Annotated in this window: 15 protein-coding genes and 1 tRNA gene; 8 read left to right on the plus strand and 8 right to left on the minus strand. The window is 25.8% G+C overall.

Going from position 1 to position 22,736, the window contains the following annotated elements; all coding sequences use genetic code 4:
• Positions 1–331: 331 nt before the first annotated feature.
• The 3 genes from EXC48_RS03445 to upp are packed head-to-tail and all read right to left on the minus strand — an operon-like array spanning position 332 to position 5,083.
• Positions 332–1,786 carry an amino acid permease gene (locus tag EXC48_RS03445; RefSeq protein ID WP_129720809.1) on the minus strand — a complete coding sequence of 485 codons (1,455 nt, stop codon included), beginning with the start codon at positions 1,784–1,786 and terminating at the stop codon, positions 332–334.
• Position 1,787: 1 nt separating this feature from the next.
• Positions 1,788–4,445: an endopeptidase La gene (gene lon / locus EXC48_RS03450; RefSeq protein ID WP_129720811.1), complete on the minus strand. Its 2,658-nt coding sequence runs from the start codon at positions 4,443–4,445 to the stop codon at positions 1,788–1,790.
• An 11-nt stretch (positions 4,446–4,456) separates the two neighbouring features.
• On the minus strand, positions 4,457–5,083 hold the full coding sequence (gene upp / locus EXC48_RS03455) for a uracil phosphoribosyltransferase (protein ID WP_129720813.1): 627 nt from the start codon (positions 5,081–5,083) through the stop codon (positions 4,457–4,459).
• A gap of 170 nt (positions 5,084–5,253) precedes the next feature.
• On the opposite strand from upp, the gene nadE reads away from it, so the two are divergent.
• The 7 genes from nadE (at position 5,254) to EXC48_RS03490 (ending at position 13,097) form a co-directional block, all read left to right on the plus strand.
• Positions 5,254–6,045 (plus strand): NAD(+) synthase, encoded by a 792-nt coding sequence (gene nadE, locus EXC48_RS03460; RefSeq protein WP_129720815.1) that lies wholly within the window; start codon positions 5,254–5,256, stop codon positions 6,043–6,045.
• A 9-nt stretch (positions 6,046–6,054) separates the two neighbouring features.
• Positions 6,055–6,786 (plus strand): YebC/PmpR family DNA-binding transcriptional regulator, encoded by a 732-nt coding sequence (locus tag EXC48_RS03465; protein WP_129720817.1) that lies wholly within the window; start codon positions 6,055–6,057, stop codon positions 6,784–6,786.
• Between the two features lie 5 nt (positions 6,787–6,791).
• A complete protein-coding gene (locus EXC48_RS03470) occupies positions 6,792–7,841 on the plus strand; it encodes a ZIP family metal transporter (protein WP_015287531.1) in 1,050 nt (349 codons plus the stop codon).
• Between the two features lie 72 nt (positions 7,842–7,913).
• Positions 7,914–9,914 carry a GGDEF domain-containing protein gene (locus EXC48_RS03475; RefSeq protein WP_129720819.1) on the plus strand — a complete coding sequence of 667 codons (2,001 nt, stop codon included), beginning with the start codon at positions 7,914–7,916 and terminating at the stop codon, positions 9,912–9,914.
• Positions 9,895–10,356 carry a 50S ribosomal protein L9 gene (gene rplI, locus EXC48_RS03480; protein ID WP_015287533.1) on the plus strand — a complete coding sequence of 154 codons (462 nt, stop codon included), beginning with the start codon at positions 9,895–9,897 and terminating at the stop codon, positions 10,354–10,356. The genes EXC48_RS03475 and rplI overlap by 20 nt, the downstream gene beginning before the upstream one ends.
• Positions 10,343–11,806 (plus strand): DnaB-like helicase C-terminal domain-containing protein, encoded by a 1,464-nt coding sequence (locus EXC48_RS03485; protein ID WP_041593896.1) that lies wholly within the window; start codon positions 10,343–10,345, stop codon positions 11,804–11,806. The genes rplI and EXC48_RS03485 overlap by 14 nt, the downstream gene beginning before the upstream one ends.
• A gap of 55 nt (positions 11,807–11,861) precedes the next feature.
• Positions 11,862–13,097: a CNNM domain-containing protein gene (locus tag EXC48_RS03490; RefSeq protein WP_129720821.1), complete on the plus strand. Its 1,236-nt coding sequence runs from the start codon at positions 11,862–11,864 to the stop codon at positions 13,095–13,097.
• A gap of 357 nt (positions 13,098–13,454) precedes the next feature.
• On the opposite strand, the gene EXC48_RS03495 is transcribed toward EXC48_RS03490, so the two are convergent.
• Together EXC48_RS03495 and EXC48_RS03500 are read right to left on the minus strand one after the other, a co-directional pair.
• On the minus strand, positions 13,455–15,938 hold the full coding sequence (locus tag EXC48_RS03495; RefSeq protein WP_129720823.1) for an MAG1360 family OppF-related protein: 2,484 nt from the start codon (positions 15,936–15,938) through the stop codon (positions 13,455–13,457).
• A 2-nt stretch (positions 15,939–15,940) separates the two neighbouring features.
• The gene (locus EXC48_RS03500; RefSeq protein WP_015287537.1) at positions 15,941–16,942 is read right to left on the minus strand and encodes an ECF transporter S component; all 1,002 of its coding nucleotides are present in this window, start codon (positions 16,940–16,942) and stop codon (positions 15,941–15,943) included.
• Between the two features lie 164 nt (positions 16,943–17,106).
• Here EXC48_RS03500 and EXC48_RS03505 point away from each other — a divergent pair.
• Positions 17,107–17,180: transfer RNA gene (locus EXC48_RS03505), tRNA-Trp, on the plus strand.
• 8 nt (positions 17,181–17,188) lie between these two features.
• Here the strand turns inward: EXC48_RS03505 and EXC48_RS03510 are convergent.
• The 3 genes from EXC48_RS03510 to EXC48_RS03520 all read right to left on the minus strand — a co-directional run bounded on the left by EXC48_RS03510 (position 17,189) and on the right by EXC48_RS03520 (position 22,733).
• The gene (locus EXC48_RS03510) at positions 17,189–18,820 is read right to left on the minus strand and encodes a CTP synthase (RefSeq protein ID WP_015287538.1); all 1,632 of its coding nucleotides are present in this window, start codon (positions 18,818–18,820) and stop codon (positions 17,189–17,191) included.
• A 56-nt stretch (positions 18,821–18,876) separates the two neighbouring features.
• The gene (gene gpmI / locus EXC48_RS03515) at positions 18,877–20,382 is read right to left on the minus strand and encodes a 2,3-bisphosphoglycerate-independent phosphoglycerate mutase (RefSeq protein ID WP_129720824.1); all 1,506 of its coding nucleotides are present in this window, start codon (positions 20,380–20,382) and stop codon (positions 18,877–18,879) included.
• Positions 20,383–20,642: 260 nt separating this feature from the next.
• Positions 20,643–22,733: a type 2 periplasmic-binding domain-containing protein gene (locus EXC48_RS03520; protein WP_129720826.1), complete on the minus strand. Its 2,091-nt coding sequence runs from the start codon at positions 22,731–22,733 to the stop codon at positions 20,643–20,645.
• Positions 22,734–22,736: the final 3 nt, after the last annotated feature.

The raw sequence follows: 22,736 nt of genomic DNA on the forward strand, positions 1-22,736 counted from the left end.
TAACTCCTATATTATTTACTTTTTTATATATTTATAATATCTTAATTTTTCTATCTCAAAAATAAACGCCCAAACATTGAAGATGGATTAATATTTTAAACTTATATTGCTACTATATAGTTTTAAATGTTTTATTTTTATCATCTTAATTTTTTTAATTTGTCTCGACAAAATACTGTTTTTTTTTTTTTTTTTTTTTTGATAAGTAGCCAAAATGCAGAAAAATAGTGCATTAATATATTTTTTGATAAGTGTTTATTAAAACAATCATATTTTTTAAAAGTATGATTGTTAATGTATTAAAAAATTAAATATAAATAAAACTATGATATTAATCTTTAATTTTAGTTTTTTGTTGGATAAACTTCGAATGTAAATATGAATAATATCTAATTGATAATCCAATTAAAATAAGAACAAAATATCCAACTATTGTAAAAATTTCTGCGTTCGTTAAACTTGAACCTAAAATATTCGGTATAAAGAAGGTTAACAACAAAAAGAAAGCTCAAAAAATGCTTAAAATATATATCACTTTCTCTCAAGTCGGTATTTGAGATATCTTCTTCTTTTTTTCTAAAATAAATGAAATAATAAAAGTAAAAATATCTTCTATTAATAATGCGATACAGCTCATATTTATAATAGCATTAAAATAATCAACTTCACCTTTATTTTGAATCAATAATACAATTATAGATAGTGCTACCATTGAAATTAATGTAAAAATAGCAACAAATATAATAGCTTTTTTATACTCATTTTTAGAATTTCTTTCAGAAAACATTTCATGAACTAAATTGTCTTCTGAAATTGGGACTAATTTTCTAGCTGTTGAAACTGTTTGGGTAATTTTGTAACCGATATCATTAGAAATAAAACCAACAATAAATAAAATTAATCCAAACGTACCCAATGATATACCATAATAATCATAAAAATGTTTATTAATATATGTTTCGTCTAGGCCAAGCATAATAGAATATACAAAAACATAAAAGAAAAATACGGCGCAAATCGCAATAACAAGAATTGTCCGGAAATTCTTAAAATGTACATCTTTTGTCATAGCTGCCATATCCTCAATACCAGCAAATGCAAATATAAATAAAAGTGTACTTGAAAATATTAGTTTTGCAGTAATTTTTTTAGTTCTAATTAAACTTTCATCAAATCCCGAACTAGAAATTTTAAGCATTATAATCACAATACCAATAGCTAAAATAGCTCATTTAAAAATTGAAGTTATATAAATTACCTTGGTGCTTAGTTTTAATCCATATGTTGATATAACAATTAAAAAAGCAAAAACTAAAACTGCAATAATTCTAATAGTTCATAAAATCAATAATTTATTCGGTATATTAGGATTTAAAATTCCTTCAATCACATTGGAAATTAACAATGGAGAAATTGAAGATAAAATCGGTCCTTGAATAAACTGATTTCAACCAATAAAGAAAATAAAGTTTCTTTTTAAGCTCTTTGTAATTCTAATTTTAAGAGGCAATTTAGAATTTTCTTCCATTGAATATGTGTTATTTACAATATCATCATCAATGTTTCTAGCAAAGGCATATGAACCACCATAATGATCATAATACACATTTGATAATCTTGAAAAAACCAACAAAGTACCAAAAACTGTTAATAAAGATAAAACAATGACTAAGTATCCTCAATATCCTAATTGTAAGACACTAGTGATTGTTGTGATGAATCCTAAACCAACAATAAAGTTAATGGTAAATAATGTGAATGTTTTTCCAGTGAAATGTTTATCCATTTTATGATTTTATCTCTTTAAATGGTTTTTTCTTATTAAAGATAATATCATATATTTCTTCGTAATTTTTAACAGGAATATATGTAATAGTTTTCTTTATTTCATTAGGAATATCTTTTAAGTTTTTAACATTTGCTTCAGGTATAAAAACATAGTTAATATTCTTTTGACTAGCAGCAAATGACTTTTCTTTTAAACCACCAATTTCTAGAACTTTACCACGAAGAGTTATTTCACCAGTCATTCCATAATTTGACGGAACGGAAGTTTTCTTCAATGCTGAAATCAATGCTGTCGTGAACGTTACACCAGCACTTGGCCCATCTTTCGGAACCGCACCTTCAGGGACATGAATATGAATGGTATTTTTGTCAAAATCAAAATCTTTAATACCAAATTTTTCCGCGTTAGATCTTACATATGATAATGAAATTTGTGCAGACTCGCGCATCACATCTTTTAATGAACCAGTAATTTTAATTTCTTCTTTACCTGGATAAATATTTACTTCAATTTGCAAAGTAGATCCACCATATGAAGTGTAAGCTAAACCATTAACTGTACCCGGTTTTTCTTCTTCTAATTCTGTTTCACGCTTATAAATAATAACTCCAATTAAATCATCAAGATCTTCGATTTTAATAGTGAATGAATCAGGTTTTTGTGAATCTTTTGTTTCTAATAATCGTAGTGTAAATTTTCTAGCAATTTTATCTAAAATTCTCTTTAATCCACGAACTCCAGCTTCATTAGTGTAGTGCTTAATGATGTATTCAATAGTTTTATCATCAATTTTAAAAAAGTTTTCTTTTAATCCAACTTGTTCAATAACTTTTGGTAATAAATGTTTTCTAGCGATATTAATTTTTTCAGTTAATGTGTATGAAGAAAGTTCAATAACCTCAACACGGTCAATTAAAGCATGAGGAATATTTTCATAATAGTTTGCAGTAGCTATAAAAATAGCTTTTGAAAGATCATATTCATGTTCTAAGTAATGATCTTGAAACTTGGTGTTTTGCTCTGGATCTAAAACTTCAAGCATTGCGCTAGCTGGATCACCTTTATTTGTTGAAGCCATCTTATCTATTTCGTCAAGTAAAACAACTGGATTAGAAACTTCTGCTTTCAAAATACCTTTAATAATTTTACCTGGCATTGCGCCTACATATGTTCTTCTATGCCCGCGAATTTCACTTTCATCATGAACACCACCAAGTGAAATTTTAATAAATTTTCTTTTTAAAGCTTCTGCAACAGTTTTTGATAAAGATGTTTTTCCAGTTCCTGGGGGACCAACTAAACAAATGATTGGAACATTATTAAAAGTTTCTTTACTTTGAATACCTTCTTTAAATAAACTAAGATCAACTTCGTTTTCTTTATCTAGTTCAAGCTTTTTTTCAGTATTTTTTGCATTTAATTTTTGATTAATAATGACAGCGATATATTCAATAATTCTTTCTTTTACTTTATCTAACCCATAATGATATTTATCAAGTGTTTTGCGAGCAAAATTAATATCAAGAAATTCTTTTTGAGTTTTTCTTCATGGCAATTTTTTTAAAGTTGAAACAAATGTTTTTGAAATTGATGCTTCTGGAGAAACAGGCATCATTTCGCTTGAACGTTTAGTTTCTTCTGCAATAATAGTTTTGACTGAGTCGGGATAAATTTGACTTCTAACACTATCTTTTAAATCCTTTGAATAATCATCGTCATTAATCGGAACATTAATGTTAGATAATTCTTCTTGAAGAACTTTAACTTTTTCACGTAAAATAAATTCTTTTTGTTGTAAAGAAAGTTTTGTATTCATATTATTTTGAACTTTTTGACTAATTTCTACACTTAGTCCAATTAATTCAGAAATTTTTCCTAATAAATCAGTAATACTATCTAAGTTAAATTCATCAAATAAACTTCTTTTATTAATAAAATCTCACTTTATATATGATATAAGGGTAAAAAATATTTCTTTATCTTTATATATTTTATTATTTTCACTATTAAATTCAGAATATTTATTAACTAAATCATAAATTCATTTAATTGTAACATTTTCTTTAGAATATGGTTTATTAGTAAAAACTAAACCTTCAAATGTCGCGCTTTCTTTACTGTCATTTTCAATAGGTTTTGACAAGTTATTGAAAAGCTCAACCATTTTTCCGATACTTTCTTGATGTTCTATATTAAAAATAGCATCAAATGGATCGACATAATTTCTGGTTCCTTGAGTTCCGAAACCAATTTTTCCATAACCATATTTTTCCATTAACTCACTAATTTTCATTTGTGGAAGTAACTCTTCATAAACTCCATCATTGCTTTTCTTATCATCAAACAATACAAGCCCAAGTTCTTCAGCTTCATAAAATGACTTTACTTTAAAAATAATTGAATATTTTGGTTTTTTGCTTGTTGTTTTATTATTAACAAGTTTAATAAATGAACAAAAAACACCATACGGATTTACACCATCACCTTTTTCCTGAAAAAGAATTGCGAATGAATCACCAACCTTTGCATTAACAAACCCAAAATAATCATCTTGATTTAAAAATTCTTTTTCAACAATTGATCCAGGAAAAACTAAGTCCTTAGTTTTAAGAACAACTGTGTTTAAAATTAACTTATTTTCTTTTTCGTTTACCATTTTCTCTCCCTTTATTTTGTTCCGAATATTCTATCACCAGCATCCCCTAAACCTGGTTCAATATAACCAACATTATTTAAATTTTGATCAAGTGCAGCTAAATAAATTTCAAAGTTAGAACCAAAGTTCTTTTCAACATTAGCAACACCTTCTTTAACACCAACAAGACAAACTAATTTAATATTAGTAAATCCGTCTCGTTTTAAATGATGTATTGCATCTACAGCGGAATTACCAGTTGCAAGCATTGGATCAACAACAATTAATAAACTATCTTTTGCAACATTTGGAATTTTATAAAAATAATCTTTTGGTGTAAGTGTTTCTTCATCACGGTACATTCCAATGTGTCCTACTCTAGCTTCTGGTACTAAATTTAATAAACCATCAGTCATTCCTAATCCAGCTCTTAAAATTGGTACTAATACAATTTCCTTATCAAAAGCTTTTCCGTGAAAAACTTGATTTAAAGGTGTAGTAACAATATGAGTTTTAGGTTCATAATCACGCATAATTTCATAAACCATTAAAGATGCAATTTCATTTAAATTACGACGAAATTCATTATGATTGCAATTAAGATCGCGCATTTTTGTTAATTTAATATCAATTAGTGGGTGTTTGATTATTTTAAGCATTTTTTCTCCTAAAGGTAACAATTTTTTCTATATTATACAACAAAAAAAATAAATATATTTTTATCTATATAAATCAATAAAAAAAATTAAAAATAAAACTAAAAAAGGACTTTTAAGGTTTTACAAATATAATGTAAAATATAATTATCTACTTTATAAGGATTAATACTATGAGTAAAATAAGTAAATATATTGGCAATGTTGTTTCTTATGATATCGATATTGCTAAAAATTATATTAAAAAGATTCAAAACTTTCTCAAAAATAGGCTTAAACAAGCAAATGCAAATGGTTTCATTATCGGCATAAGTGGCGGAATTGATTCAAGTTTAGTTTATATGTTAGCTAAAAGTATAAAACCAAATGATACCTTGGGTGTTGTTATGCCGATCAAAAAAATGACCGAGATGGATTTAAAGCATATTAGAGAATTGCAAAATGTACATAGAGATAATTTTTTAACTGTAGATCTTAGCGACAGCTTTGAAACATTAACTAAAACATTAAATTTATGTAATGATTTATCTATTGCAAATATTAAACCAAGATTGAGAATGACAACTTTATATGCTCTTGCTCAAGAGAGAAATTATTTAGTGGTTGGCACTGATAATGCCGATGAAGTTTTTATTGGTTATTTTACTAAATATGGCGATGGAGGGGTTGATTTACTGCCTATTTCCAAATTAACTAAAGGTGAAGTTAAGTTCATCTCAAAAATAATGCAAGTTCCTGATTCAATCATTAATAAAAAACCCTCAGCAGGGCTTTGAGATGGACAAACTGATGAATCTGAGTTAGGGTTTAGTTATGATGATTTAGATTTTTATCTCAATCATCAAAATCAAAAAGAGTTAATTGAACAACATATTAATCCAAAAGTAATAGAAAAAATAGAATATAAACATAAAATAACTAAACATAAAAGAGAAAAAATCTATACTGTAAAAAATATTAAATAAGGAGTTAAAATGGCAGGACATTCACATTCAGCAAATATTGCTCACCGTAAAGGTGCTCAAGATGCAGCAAGAGGAAAAATTTTCCAAAAGCTCTCAAAAGAAATATTTGTAGCAGCTTCTTCTGGACCAGATCCAGATATGAACCCAGCTTTAAAATTAGCTATTGCAAAGGCAAAATCAAAAAATATGCCAAAAGATAACATAGAAAGAGCTATTGCAAAGGCAAAAGGTTCAAAAAATTCTGATACTTATACTGAATTAACATTTAATGCAACTGTAAGTGGTGGTGCTACATTCATTGTTGTTACATTAAGTGATAATGTAAATAGAGTAAAGTCAAACATTCAATCATATTTTAATAAACAAAATGCCACACTTGGCAAGACTGGTCAAATTCCATTTGCATTCGATAAAAAAGGAATTATTGAAATTTCAAAGGAATTAGTTTCTGAAGAAGACTTAATGATGATTGCTTTAGAAAATAATGTTGAAAATATTGAAAATGAAACTGAATCATTTGTTATATTATGTGCTCCAGAGGACTTTAGTACTTTAAAAAACGCAATTGAAACTAAATTAAAAATTGATAATTTTATTCAATGCGAAGTTACATATATACCAAATATGTATGTTGAATACGAGGAAGAAAAAGAAAAAAAATTACTTGATTTTGTTGAAAAACTTAAGGATGATGATGATGTTCAAGATGTTTATCATAATATAGAAATTAAAACCATTTAATTATTATGCAATGAGTTACAAATCTATACTTATCTATTAATAATTCGATAAATATTGGATGATTATCACAAATAATTCTTATCTTAATTTTTTTAGGGGCAATGTTATGTGTCCCAATCTTTATAGGATTATTTTTCCCGATAATCGGAAGAAACTTTAAAAAAAGTTATAGCATCTATATTCATGCTTTTTCAACAGGATTTTTCTTAGTTTTAGCTACTTTCGGATTTTTAAGAGAATCATTAGAAAGTGCTAGTTTATTTGCCTTTGCAAAAAAAGGAGCAGACGTTTCTCAATATACAATCTATGCATACAATATATTATTAATCATAAGTGGATTGATTATCGGTTTGATATTTTCATTTGTTGTTAAATTTGTTATCTCTTATAAATTAAATAAGAAACTTTTAGGCTCAAAACAATTAAGTTCTTTTATTCATGAACATACCATCGAAGAGGGACATTCTCATAATCATTTACATGCTCATGATGTCGTTATATCAAATAGTCAAGATCGAATTGAAATAGTTGATCAAACATTGTTTAAAAAAACTGAATCCAAACTAAAAATAATTGCTTTATTATTACTTTTAACTCATAGAATCCCAGAAGGATTATTATTAGGATATAACCTTAGTTTATTTATTCCAAACGATTCAGGTGAAGCGTTCTTTTCTATAACAACTGCCTATTTTCTTTCATTAGTATTACATTTAATTCCAGAAGAAGTCATCTTTTATGTTAGATTAAAAGATGCAGGATTTAGCCCGATAAAAGCACTTTTATTATCATTTCTAGGTTTGTCATTATTCTTACCTTTTATGATTATCGGAATGTTTGTGGGTTCAATTATTAATGATGCTGGAAAAGCAATAATGTTTGCAGCAATTGGAGGAATTTTCTTATTTACTGCATTAGTTGAATTCTTCCCTGAAATTTATCACATTAATTTCAATAAAAAGAAATGAATTTTCACACTTATTGTGTTATTTTTAGGAATTTTAGTTGCTGCATTTATTTTGTCATTCCATTCACACTCTCATATTCACCCTTAGTGGGTTTTTTTATTCTTTTAGAAAAAAAGCAAAATGATATAATTAAATTATTCTAAAAAAAGGGGGGATTCAATGTTTAAAAATCATAAAATGTGGTTGATTATATTGCTAGTATGTTTAATGTCAATGCTTTTTATTAGCTTTATTATTGCGTTTATGATACTCGATAATAACAAAGTTGTTTCGGCATTATTGGCGATAGGTATTTTAATAATACTTTTAATTGCAGTTTTATTAGGTTTCATTGCTATTGTGCAGTTTTCGCAATCTAGAGAGTTGATTAAAAACTCCTTCAATGGTTTTATTGAAGAAATAATGACTAAAAACAATATTGGAGTTTGTGTCTATGATACAAAGCAAGAAATAGTTTGATCAAGTAATTTTATTAAAAGCACATTCGGACGAAGTTTTATAGGCTTAAAAGTTATTGATGTTTTATTAAAAATCGATAAAAACCATAATGTTAATACAAATAATAATAATCAAACACATTTTGAATTTCAATATAAAGAAAAAAATTATGAAGTTCAATCATGACCCCTAAGTAATTTAATTTTAATCAGAGATATAACAGCAGAAGCAATTTATAAAATTCACACAAGAGATCAAATGCCTGTTATTGGCGAAATTGAAATTGACAACTTACAACTTTATCAATCAATTTTGTCAGAAGAACAACTTTTTACCATCAATAAAGTCGTCATTGATGCAATTAATGAATATACTGAGAAATACAATTTAATTTATCGTCAATATACTAATGGTAAATTTTTGATTTTTACAAATGAACATAGTTTAAATGAATTAATTAAAAATAGCTTTGATTTATTCTTACAAATAAAAAATAGAGTAAACGATGCTTCATTTAACAAGATCTCAATTAGTGGAGGATTCGCTTATGGATGAACTTCATTAAAGAAGAAAATTGAACAAGCTAAAAAAGCATTGGTTCAATCCCAATCTAGAGGTGGAGATCAAATAACAATTTATTCAAATGTTCAACCTCCTATTTTCCTTGGTTCAAATACTGAAATCTTAACCGATAATAATAGAACAAAAATCAAAGGTGTTGCTAGAAATCTAGAAAAAAGACTAATTGATCCAATAATTGATAAAGTTTTTATATATGGTCACAAATGAGCAGATCTTGATGCTTTTGGAGCTGCTTATGGAATTTATGAAATCGCAAAAGCATTCGATAAAGAGGCATATATTGTTCTAGAAACATATGATAATACTGTAGCTCAATTAGTAAAAGATGTTGAAAAAAATAATCCAGATATCTTTATAAAATCTAACTATGCACTCAAAATCACTAATACTAATAGCTTAATTGTTTTTGTTGATATAGCTGATCCGCAAAGAACTGATAACACTAACGCAATAAATGAAGTGAAACGTGATAACATATTTGTTTTTGATCATCATCGGCTTGGAAAACCAATTGATTTTGCTCCAAAAATAAATTGTTACGTAGAAACGATTTCATCAAGCGCCTGCGAAATCGTGACAGAAATAATGACATTCTTAGAACATCGAATTAACATAACTAATAAATGTGCACAATTACTGTTAAATGGAATTTATTTAGACACCATTCAATTTTCGAAATCAGTTACTCCAAGAACTTTCGATGCTGCTTCATGATTAGAAACTCGTGGTGGTAACTCATTAAAAAGTGGTGAATTATTAAAATTTGATGAAGAAACAAATGAAAAAATTAACAAAATTCTAGAAAATACCTTGGAAGTTAAAAAAGGATTTTTCTTAGCTTATTCTGATATTGAAGCAACAAATGATGAAATTTCAATTGCAGCAAATGAAATTCTTAAAATAAAAGGAAGAGTAGCATCATTCGTTGTTGCTAGATTAGAAAACACCTACACATATAAATTGAGCGCTCGTGGTATTGAAACGAATGTACAAATCATTTGCGAAGCAGTTGGAGGTGGAGGACACTTCAGTATAGCAGCTGCATATAGCGATGAAAAGCTTGAAATATTCGTTGATAACATCAAGCATGCTATCACAACATTAGGGAGACAAATTAATAATGAAAGTAATACTAATTAAAGATTGTAAAGATGGAAAACAAAATACTATCATAGAAGTTTCAGGTGGATATGGAACAAACTTTTTAATCAAAAAGGGTTTTGCTGTTCCGTATAATGAGCAAACACTTAGTCAATTAAATAAAAGGCTTGACACTCTTTCAGCTGATGAACATGAAAATAGATCAAATGCTCTTAACTTAAAAGAAAAACTAGAAGAAATCACCCTTAAATTTGAACTTACCTCAAACATAGATTCAAACGGAAATCTAAATGTGCATGGTTCAGTTTCAACAAAAGATGTTGATAAAAAACTAAAAGAACTTGGTTATAATCTCTCAAAACATTCACTTCAAAAGATTCATCTAATTTCACATGGAACTCATGAAGTAAATGTTAGTCTTTACAAAGATATCGAAGCAAAATTAAAAATAGAAATCAATGTTACAAATGTCAAAAAATAAAAAAAATTTTAATAAATATCATAACTTCGAATTCTCTTTATTAAATCAAGTAAATGAAAATACTTTATTTAAAGATAATTTAGCTGAACAAACTGTTTTAAATCTAATGATGTTAGATAGCGAAAAACAACAATTAGCTTCTCAATATCTTTCTAGTGAATATTTCTTTTTTTCATCTAATAGACAACTTTTTGAATTTATTAAAGAAAAAAGAAACAAAACAATTAGTGGAATGGGAGTTTTTCATGACTTTTATGAAATTAAAACTTTTATAGAAAATGATGAAACTAAAAATAAATATCCTCTCGTTACTGTTAAATTAATAAATGAAATAAATACATTATTTGTTAATGAAGACAACTTTTTAGCAAATGTTGAACACTTAATTGAACTTAATAAACTTAGAAATTTAGAAGTATTTTACCAAGTTTCATTAAATTCTTTATCTCATAATAAAGAAATAACCTGAACAAACTCAATTCAAGACTTCGAAACATTTTTAGAAGAAAACTTTTCTAATTCACTACACAATAGTTCTTTTGTTAGTTTTAAAAAAGCTACTGATGAATTCGAATCACTAATCGAAAAAGGACGTAGAAACGAAATCCCAGAAGGACTTAAAACTGGCTTTAATACTTTAGATAATTTATTAAAAGGATTAAAAGCGGGGCAATTAGTTATTTTAGCTGCTAGACCTGGTGTCGGAAAAACTGCTCTTGCTTTAAATATTGCAAAAAACATTACGCAAGAAGAAACAATTAATTCAAATCATGAAATTATTAGACCATATAGCTGTGCTTTTATTTCTTTAGAAATGCCTTATATGGAATTAACTTTACGGTTATATTCATCAATGAGTAATATTCCTTTAGCTAAACTTCAAAAACCTTCTTTATTAGATAGCACAGAAATGACTTCATTAAGATCAACAATTGCCACTAATAAAGATCTTACTAATCTTTATTTAGATGATAATACTTCAAGTAAAATTTCTGATATTATTTGAAAAATTAGACAACTAAATAAAGAAATTCCAGGTGGATTACAATTAATTGTGATTGACTATTTGCAATTAATTAGTGGAAGTGAATTTAGTGGTAATCGTCAAAATGAAATTGCTCAAATTTCAAGATCACTAAAATTACTTGCTCTTGATCTTAAAATACCTATTATTGCATTATCACAATTATCAAGAACCGTCGAGACAAGAGAGAATAAAAGACCACAATTAAGTGATTTAAGAGAATCAGGAGCCATTGAACAAGATGCTGATATAGTTATATTTCTAAGTAGAAACATCCTTCATAAAAAAACAAATAATGAAAATGAATTTATTGAAAATCATAGTATCACAGAAGTAACAATAGCCAAGAACCGTAACGGACAGGTTGGTTATGGTGAAATGTTATATGATGGTAAAATAGTTACATTTTGAGAAGAAACAAAATAAAATAAACAATTTTTACTCAAAAAAATAAATTAAAACACAAAGTAGGTAATATATAATGGAACTTCCCATAGGACAGCTGATCGGTATCCTTATCACAATTTTTATTTTATTTATACTAAGCGCTATTTATAGTGGTTGCGAAACTGCTTATTCATCTTTTTCAGGTGTTAAAATTCACGAAATGTTAGAAAATAAGGAGAAATCATCCAAATTAATAGAAAGACATCATAAACGCTATAATCGAATTTTAACTACCATTTTAATCGGAAATAATTTAGTTAATGTAGCAACCTCAACAATTACTGCATATTTAATTAGTAAAGTAATCTATGAAGAAAGAATAGCGATTATTGTTTCAACTGCAGTTGTTACACCTTTACTTGTGCTATTTGGCGAAATAACACCTAAATTAATAGCTAAACAATATCCAAAACAATATTTACAATGTTTTGGATGATATATTGATTTAAACTATTGAATATTTTGAATATTAACTTGGCCGATTACAAAGCTTTCTAAAAAGGTTTATGTTACTAACTCAGAAGATGATTTAAAAACAATTATTAATCTGGCTCAGAAAGAAGGTGTTTTGCAAACTGGTGAAAGTATTCTGGCTCAAAAAGCATTAGATCTTGACTCAACAAAAGTATCTTCACATTATATTAAATTAAAAGATGTAACCTCAATAAAATTTAAAGCGAATATTCAAGAAGCCTTAGATATTTTTAAAGAAACAAATTATTCAAGACTCCCGATAGAGAAAGATGGACAACTAATTGGGATATTATTATTAAAAGATATTTTTTATCTTAAAAGAGGTAAAATCATTAATTATATGAAGTTGGTTCCGACTGTTTCAGCTAATTCAATTTTATCTAGTGCCTTAGAAAAAATGCGTTCAGCAAGAGCTCAAATGGCATTCGTGACTGAAAATAATAATGGTTCAGAAATAATTGGAATTATAACCATTGAAGACATTGTTGAAGAAATAATTGGTGAAATATATGATGAATATGATGATGAAGAAAAGATCTATGAAATTTCATTAGAAAAGTCAAGGGTTGAAGATGATGTTATTATGTGAGATCTCTTTAAGCAACTAGAAATTGATGAGTCGCTATTAGAAGATTCAGAAGAAGATCTAAGCCTAGCTAAATTCTTAATTCTTAAGACTAAAAAAACAAAATTATATAAAAATACTCGTTATGTTTTAAAAAATAAAGTAGCATTCAAAGTGCTTGAAAGTAACCTTAAAAATAAAAAAGCGATCATTGAAGTTTCTAAACTTTAAATCAATGCCTGTGTTTCATAAAAAACACAGGATTTTCTTTTTTCAATTTTTTCCAATATTTATAATTTTAAAAATAAAATAAATTTTTTGTCTATAAGAAATTTTAATCTGTAAATACATTTGAAAACAAAAATAATTTAATTTTAATAAAAAAATTATTTTCTAAAATATTAAATTTAAAAAATAAGAGTTAAACTACAAAACTTAAATTTTAGGAGTTTATCTTTGCAAAAACAAAAAATGCCAAAAGAATGAATTTAATCCTTGTTTTTGGCATATATTTTTCTTCGAAACATTATCCTATGATACTAAAAATTCTCTTTAAATTCTTTATGCTCCAAAAATATGCATTAATCTTTAAAAAATATTTTGCAATTCCTCATCAGAAGCTGTTTTAGAACTCTCTTTTGTCACAACTTCAATGTGATTAAGGTAATCATTCATTAAAAAATTATCATTAAGATTAAAATTTTCATAATAATTACTATTAACATCATCAAGGTATATTTCTACATCATCAAAATACCCCTTAATGTGGTTTGCGATAAAACGTTTTGTATTGTTTTTACATAATGATTTCCCTGTTTTGTTGTGCGGATCTTCCTTGGTATCTAAATATTTTTTAGATAATCAATATTCATAATCATGTAAACTAGAACTAATAAAATGATTTTTATTTTTTACTTGAATATAACTGTCATTAATATAATAATCGTTGTTTTTATAATAGTCATTAAAATTAGGTATTTTAATTTCTGGATTGTACAATTTAGCTATTGTTGGATTAACAGGCAATTTTTGAATTTCATTCTTTGAACCTCATTCAAGTAGTTTAAAATCATCAAAGAAATAAACTTCTTCAAATAACTCATTTATTATTTTAAGATCATCAGTAATAAAAATAAATGAACTAGAAAAACTTTTCGAGATGTTCCCTAGAGTTCTTAGAATTTCTTTTTTTTCTTCATAACTAATTGAATTATCATCTTGTACAAATAAAAACTTAGCACCATTAAGGTGATATTTAACAAATTTTAGCTTAAATTTTTCACCTAATTTAAGTTTTTTATAAGGCAAAAACATCTTTTCTATATTAATTGATAAACTTTCATAAAGTCTAATAAATTCTAATGCAGCTAAATAATCGATTTCTAATTTTTTTGAAACACTTGATTTTGACGATGTATATCTTGAAAGGTTAATTAATAAATTTAATGACCACTCTTTAAAAGCAAAAAGTTTTCTAAAACTCTTGATATCTTTTACTGTCTCTAGTTCTAATAATTGCTTAGCATTTTCATGTGATGAAATTACTGATTCAAAATAATTTAATAATGGAGCAACAGTTTTTTTATAACTCTTTATATTTTTTTCTAGTCTAGATACTTTAATTTCTTTATTACTTAAAAATAAACTAAACAATTTATTTTGTGATTCATCACTTCATTTCACTTCTGCTTGGGCTAGCTTTATAGATTGTTCAAAATTAAATATTTTTGAAGGTTCATTTAAAGTATCTTTTTTTACAAAAACTAATTTATCAATCTTGTCTTTTTTCTTCAATAAAATATTCATTTCTTTTTCAATAGATTTATCAGTCTTATACGATTCAGAAGTGTAAAAGTCAATTGGTATATCAAATTCATAATTAATAATTTGTCTTATTCTACTTAATTTATATCTTTTGTCCTTATTACTTTTTAAAATTGGAAAAAATCTACTTTCTGAAAATATTTTAACTTCTTGATCTACAAAGTTTTCAAGATCAAAAATCATATTGTTTTTTAAATAAACCACATTATGTATATGTTTTTTTCAAAACTTAATCAATTTTCTTTTTATTAATAAATTTTTATAAACTTCTAATCACTTAATGTCATCATTTATTAAATTTTTTAACATTATTTTAAGATTTTTCTTTTCACCGGTTAGTTTTTTAATAATTGATTTTATGTAATAAACATTTTTTTTAGTAAGTTTTTTTCTATATGATGAATAAAAAGAAATTTCTTGTAAAATATCTCTTTTTTTAATAGCAATTGAAACTTGTTGAATTGATGAATTATTTATTTCTTTCATATACTTTAAAGCTAATCGATTTTGTTCAATGATTTTCTTAGAAATATTAAAATCACTTTTTTCATATTCTTCAAGTAATCTAAAATGATTTGTTTTTAAATCCTTTAAAAAACGAACTAAATGATCTGCCATAACATTTTTATAATCAGTAACAACATCATAAACAACTGACGCAAAGCTTTCAATGATTTTAACATCATTATTATGCGATATTTTTTCAGAATATTCAAGAAAGATAGAATCAAATACTTTTTGATATGATAAATTAACTGAATGTAATTGTTGTGAATAGAATGTGATTTTTGAGAACAATGAATTTTTCATTGTTAGTTCAAAATCTTTATTAAAGATACTTAAATCATAATGTTTTTTGATTGTTTCGTAACTTTTAATACAAGTATTTCATATTTCAATAAAAGGTAATCCATCATTATTTTTATCATACTCACTCAAATTTATAAAAGCAATCTTTTTTAAAATCTCACTTTTATTTGCTGTGTAATTTTCTTTGTTATTTTTCACAGTTTTATAAAATAAACTTGAGTTTTTGTTATTCATTATAGAATTTCAAATATTATTAAAATTAAGATTTTTATTTTTAGAAGAAATATAAAATGCTGTGCTTTGCTTATCTAAGTAAAGCTCAGGAATATTAATATAATGTTCTAATGGTTCAAAATGACTTTTAGATCAAAATGAAAATTTTTTCTTTTCAAATTTTTCAAAAATATTTGAAATTTTTAGGAAATTTTGAATCTTCATAGTTACTTATATGATAACGCCTCATTTTTATTAATTAATTTATACACGATAGAATAAGAAAAGAAAACAACAAAAACATTAAATCATATCTTAATCGGACTTAATAAGATATGTTGAGTAACTCAAATATAAATATTATTTTTATCACCACCACCAATAGAAAGCAAATCAGCATAAGATAAAATAGGTACATTCACCAACTCTAAAACGGCACTAAAAGAAATTATTGGAGCAATAGTTAAAAAGAATTTTGATTTAAGTTTAAATCTAGAAAAGATAATAAATAAAACCATTGAAACAATTCCTAAGCTCATCAACACTAATAAAATTTTTTTATTACTAATAAATGATCTATCTAAAATATTTTGCGGTGTTAAATGAACTAATGTTACAACAATCCCGAACACAAAACAAAGCACAATAACTGAAACAATTAAATTAATATTTTTTAATGCATTAAATGTCTCATTTTCTTTAATATATATTTTTTTATTATCTAATTTAATAATTTTAATTGCATATTTATCAGCTAACTTATAATCATAATTAAGTTTAGCAGCATTATATTTAATTCCTAAAATTGAAATCTTTTGAGTTATTCTTTGAATTTTATATTTAGAACTAAAAGCAGTTCTTAAAACTTGAGTAAAATATAAACCGAATATTCCTGGAATAAATCCATTTAAAGCAGTAGCTAAGGTATATAAAGGATGATATCCAGCAGGAGGAATAAATAATATTGATAATAAATCGCTAATTAATCCAACAAATAAACCAATAATTGGCCCAAAGATAAAACCGGTTATTTTTATCGGCAATCCAATAAAGGAAAACTTAAATGAAGGAATAACTGCAAGTGGTATAATTTGAACAACAACAATAACAAAACTTACTGAAATGGCTATTAATATAGCAACAAACACCATTTTTCTAATTGTTCATTTTGGTAATAAATTTATTTCTTGAAAATTTAATTTTATTATTTTCTTAGCTATTCTTTTCATTTTTTAATTATATCATTTTATAAAAATTATTATGTCTAAAAGTAACTAGTAAAAAATATTTTATGTTTTGTTTTAATTGTATAAAATTATTATATTGGTTACATTTTATTTATAAAGTTTAAATAAAAACATTTATCTAAAAAGATAAATGTCATTAACTAAATGGGGGTTTAGTATAATGGTAGTATAACAGTCTCCAAAACTGAATGTAAGGGTTCGATTCCTTTAACCCCCGCCATCAAACACTTAATGTGTTGTTTTTTTATGCATTTTTTTAATTGTTAAAATAAAGTTATCAAATAGTGGATTTGAATTTAAAACTCTTGTAGTGAATTCAGGATGGTATTGGACACCTAAATAAAATGGATGATTTTTAACTTCACATATTTCAGCGACATTAGTTTCAGGGTGAATTCCTGAAAAAATAAATTCTTCATCAAGTAGTTTTTCACGGTATTCTGGATTAACTTCATATCTATGTCTATGACGTTCATAAAATACATTTGATCCATAAATTTGATGTGCTAGCGTATTTTTTTTAGCTATAATTGGTTGTTCACCTAAACGTAATGTTCCGCCCAAAATATCTTTATCACCATTTTCAAAAAACGGAGTTAAGACAAAAGTTTGCTTTTGTTTTTTATCAACAAATTCTTTGCTAGTTGCATTTTTGAATCCTTTTAATCTTGCTTGAGCAACTGCCATCGCTTGAAATCCTAAACAAATACCTAAAGTTGGTTTATTTATAGTTCTCGTATATTGAGCAACTCTAACTTTTGCTTCAAATCCTCTAATTCCAAAACCAGGTAAAATTAAAACCCCATCGTATTTATCTATTTTGCTAGAAATATTATCATCATTAATATCATCAGCATTAATTAAATCATATTTTAGTTCTACTTCATTATGCGCTGCTGCAATTTTTAATGAGGTAATAATAGATAAATAAGCATCTTCTAATTCAATATATTTTCCAATTAATAGAAGATTTATTTTTTCTTTATTTTCCTTTAAGTATTTATGTACAAAATTTATTCATTTGTTATAAACGTTAATTTTTATTTTCTTTTTAATATTAAAAAACTTATAAATTACCTGAATTATATTTTGATCTTTTAAAAATAATGGAATCTCATAAATATTGGCTTTATCAGGAATATTTATAACATTAATCGAATCTAGAAATGATGCTTCTGCGACTTTTTGAACAATATTATTATCTACCTTGCCTTGTGATCTTAATAATAAAACATCGGGGTTCAATCCAAATGAACGTAAGGTAGAAATTGATACTTGTGATGGTTTAGACTTATATTCATTTGAGGCACTTAAATAAGGAACAAAAGCTAAATGACTTAATAAAACATCGTTCTTTCTCATTGATCTAAATTTTGAAATTGCATAAATATATGGATTAGATTCAATATCACCAACAGTACCACCAATTTCAATCAACATAAAATCAGGTTGTTTTTCTTTTTCAATATTTTCAATAATTTCAATAATTTCATCAACAACATGTGGAACTATTTGAACTGTTTTTCCGTTATATAAACCTTTTCTTTCTTTTTCAAAAACATGAGTTAAAATTCTTCCGGTTGTATAATTACTTTGTCTTGAAAGCTTAACATCAATAAATCTCTCATAGTGCCCTAAATCTAAATCAGTTTCGCCTCCGTCGCTTGTTACATAAACTTCGCCATGTTCAGTTGGTGACATTACGCCTGGATCAATATTGAGATAAGGATCAAGTTTCATAACAAAAACATTAAATCCTTGTGACTTAAGTAAATTACCAATACTTGCTAAAGTAACACCTTTTCCTAAACCTGATAAAACTCCACCAGTTTGTATGATATATTTAGTTCTTTTTTCCATCTAAAACTCCTTTAAAAAATAAAAAAAATGTCACTAAATAAAAAGTGACTTAAAAACTATTTCACTAAAAGTGAATTTTGATCCATTTCTTTTGGTTTTGAAACACCAATATAATCAAGTACAGTTGGAGAAACATTAGCCAATATACCATCTTTTAGTTTAACATTTTTATCTGTACAAATAAACATTACTGGGCTACTAGTATGTTTTGTAGCTGGTTTGTTGTTTTCATCTTCTGTAATTTCAGCATTTCCATGATCTGCTGTAATAAAAACTGTTACATCATTAGCTTCTGCTCAATCTACAATTCTTTTTATCTGTGTATCTAAAAAACTTACTGCTTTAATGGTAGAATTTAAATTTCCTGTGTGCCCAACCATATCAGGGTTAGCAAAATTCATAATTGTTACATCATAATTTAAAGCGTTATCAATTAATGCGTCAGTAATTCCTTTTGCTGACATTTCAGGAGCATCTGCGTATGATTCTACCTTTAGTGAATCTACCATAATACGGTGTGAATTTTTAAATTCTATATCATTCCCGCCATCCATAAAAAATGTTACGTGAGCATATTTTTGAGTTTCTGCAATTCTCAATTGTTTTAAATTAGCAAGTTCTAAAACCTTTCCAATCGGCATTGGAACTTCCATTTCATCAAAAGCAACAATTGTTTGCAATCCCTCATATTTCATCATTGAACAAAACTTATTAATTTGTACTTCATTTTTTGGTTTGAAATCATAAAGGTCTGATTTAATAAAAATGTGTGCTAATTGTCTTGCTCTATCTGGACGAAAATTAAAGAAAATAATTGAATCATAATCTTTAACAAATGAATCTTTTGAAAGACTTTCATTAATAGCAGGAACTAAAAATTCATCTGTAATCCCATTTTTATATTGCAAATCAACATAATCAATAGCGTTTTTAAAAGTAGTATTTGATTTTCCTAATAATGCATCATAGGCTTTTTCGACCCTATCAAACATCTTATCACGATCCATTGCATAAAATCTACCTGCAAGAGACGCAATATGATAACCATATTTATCGCAAAGATTTTGTAATTTTTCTAATGAAGGTTTGATTGACTCTGGTGCTACATCTCTTCCATCACCAAAACAATGCACCGAAACTTTCTTTATTCCAAACTCATGCGCAGCTGTTAATAATTCAAATAAATGATCTTCTAATGAATGGACACCACCAGGTGATAATAACCCCATTAAATGTAAGGTTGAATTATTTTCTTTTACATTGTTGAATACTTCTAAAAAAGCCTTATTAGTTTTATATGTACCATCAGCTAAAGCTTTTTTAATTAATGATAAACCAGTATAAACAATTGTTCCTGCTCCTATATTTAAATGACCAACTTCAGAATTTCCCATTTGACCTTTAGGAAGTCCGACATATTCCCCAGATGCTTGTAAGATTGAATTTGGATATTCTTTAAATAATTTATCGAATGTAGGAGTATTAGCTAAAGCAAACCCATTTCCTTGAGTTTCTTTTCTTAATCCTAATCCATCAATAACAATCAAAACTGTTTTTTTCATAAATTCTCCTAGATAAAATAACTAAAATAAAAATCTTATTTAAATTGTACTAAAAAAGTTACTTTTTTAAATAGCTATATAAATAACTTTTAAATTATTAAAATTAAACATTTATAACTGTTATATAGTATTAAATGTTATTTTTATAATTTGGTTTATTTTTTTGTCTTAATACTTATTTAAATTAATTATGCATATCACCAAAAATTCAATTATATTAAAAAAAGCTAACATTTTTTAATATTAACTTTTTGATTAATTTATGATTTGGTCTTATTAAAATAGTATGTTGTAATTTTACTTTGCAATTCATCTGACACAGGTTGAATGTTCTCGTGGATAACGCCATTTATATTTGATATTTCATATAGATAAATTGCATTCTTGTCATATCCATTAATCGGATCTAAAAAATAATTTTGTAAAACTTGTTCATAATCTGCAATGTTAGTTGGATCATAATTAACAAAATCAAAATTACTAAAGTTATATTTAGATTTATTTGTTTCATTAGATAAATCTAAATATGCTAATTTGTAACTTAAATAAGAATAAATTAAACTCTTTAAATCACTATTAAATGAATCTTTTGATCTGTTTTTTAATTCATTTATTTTTGTTTTTAAATCAGTTTGATCATTAAGTATATACTGAGTAAAAATTCTCTTTTCTAAACTATTTGTTAGTTTAGCACCAAACTCATATTTTTCATTTTTAATTAATTGTGATATTTCATCTATAAAATCACTAAAATTATTTCTAAGATATTCATTAAAAATTATTGGAATAAAACTAATTCTTTTTTCAAATTCAACTTCTTTACCAGCTTCATAATCAAGTTGTATTTTATAATAATTATTAAACTTTTCAGTATTTCCTTTGTTCGATAAATCAATCATCTTTTTATATTTCTCAATCAAGTTTGATACTTTATTAGTTTGATACTTTTGTTTAGAATTTGCTAAAAGTTGTTGAATTTGATTATTCTTCATAAATTCTCAATTTTTTGCAATTTGAGCTTGTGAAACTCTTTGTTGTATAAGCTCAAATTTAGAATCGTCTTTAATATTTAAAATATCATTGACTAGGCCTTTTGAACGAAGTTCTTTATAACTTTGAATAATATCTAAACTTCCTGAAAAAATACTTTGCGAAACGGTTTTGGTGTATTTAGAAGCATTTTCTTTTGCTAATCCAGATGAAACAACATATCCATCAAGTAATAAAATATTTTGTTTTGGTTTTATTCCTCTAATCTCACCATCGCCAACAACATTTGGAAAATTATCTGAACCATAATACGCATCAATTGCATCACCATTGTAAAGTATTGAAGCATTAACATCAGGGCGTGCTGGGTTAATTAAGTCATTAACTATTTCTAAACCATCACCCTTAAAAGTAATATGTTTATTATCTTTAATTTCATAACCGGTTCCATCTTTAATTAGATCAGCGAATGAGTCTATTAAGATTTTATATACTTGGTTATTATTATCATCTGCATTAGAAACATTCCCAGTAAAATTCTTTTCAGTACGAGAATTCGGCAAAGGTCAATAAGCTGAGCCGTATAGCAAATTATCACGAATTGCATCAGTAATGTATCATTTATCATAATTATTTTCAGAAAGTATCTTAAGAACATTTATGATTGCAAGTGGGTCTTTTATATCATCATTTTTAAATTTATTCTTATATTTCGAAAAATCTATTGCACCATAATTGTTTGACTTCTTCAGTGGAACTTTTTTAATATTATAAGCAATAACCATATCTTGTGAAAAATAAGGATAAAAATACTCTCAAAGTTCATCATTATTTTGTAATTTATATTTATTAATATGATTCCAAATTTCTTTTCTTAATGAAAGTTTCACAAGTTGCTTAATCTTTATCTTTTTTTGCTTTACAATATTAAACTTTGCAATTATTTTTGCTTTTTCTTGCTCATTAGTAAATTTATTTTGTTTAATTTTTTCATTTAATGAATCATATTCTAAATAACCGCTTAATTCAGGTAAATTTAATAAAATAGAATAATCAATTTTCCCAATTAAATGTTTTTTAACTAATTCAGCTGCCAAAAACTCTGAACCAATACCAGCAGCAGCCTTATTATTGATTAATGCATTACTAAATTCATTAATTTCATCAAATTCTTTATAATCAAACGTTTCATTAATTTTATTAATATTTTGTTCTGACATATAAGACTTATAATTAAAAAAACTAGGTTTAAATTTAGTTGTAATTTTAGTTACTGCAATTGCACATAAAACACTTATACCTACAATAGCACCTACACTTAGTAAAATTTTATTTCTATAACGGGAATAAAATTTTTTCAATTG

It is taken from the genome of Mycoplasmopsis cynos (assembly GCF_900660545.1).
GTDB lineage: Bacteria > Bacillota_I > Bacilli_A > Mycoplasmatales > Metamycoplasmataceae > Mycoplasmopsis > Mycoplasmopsis cynos.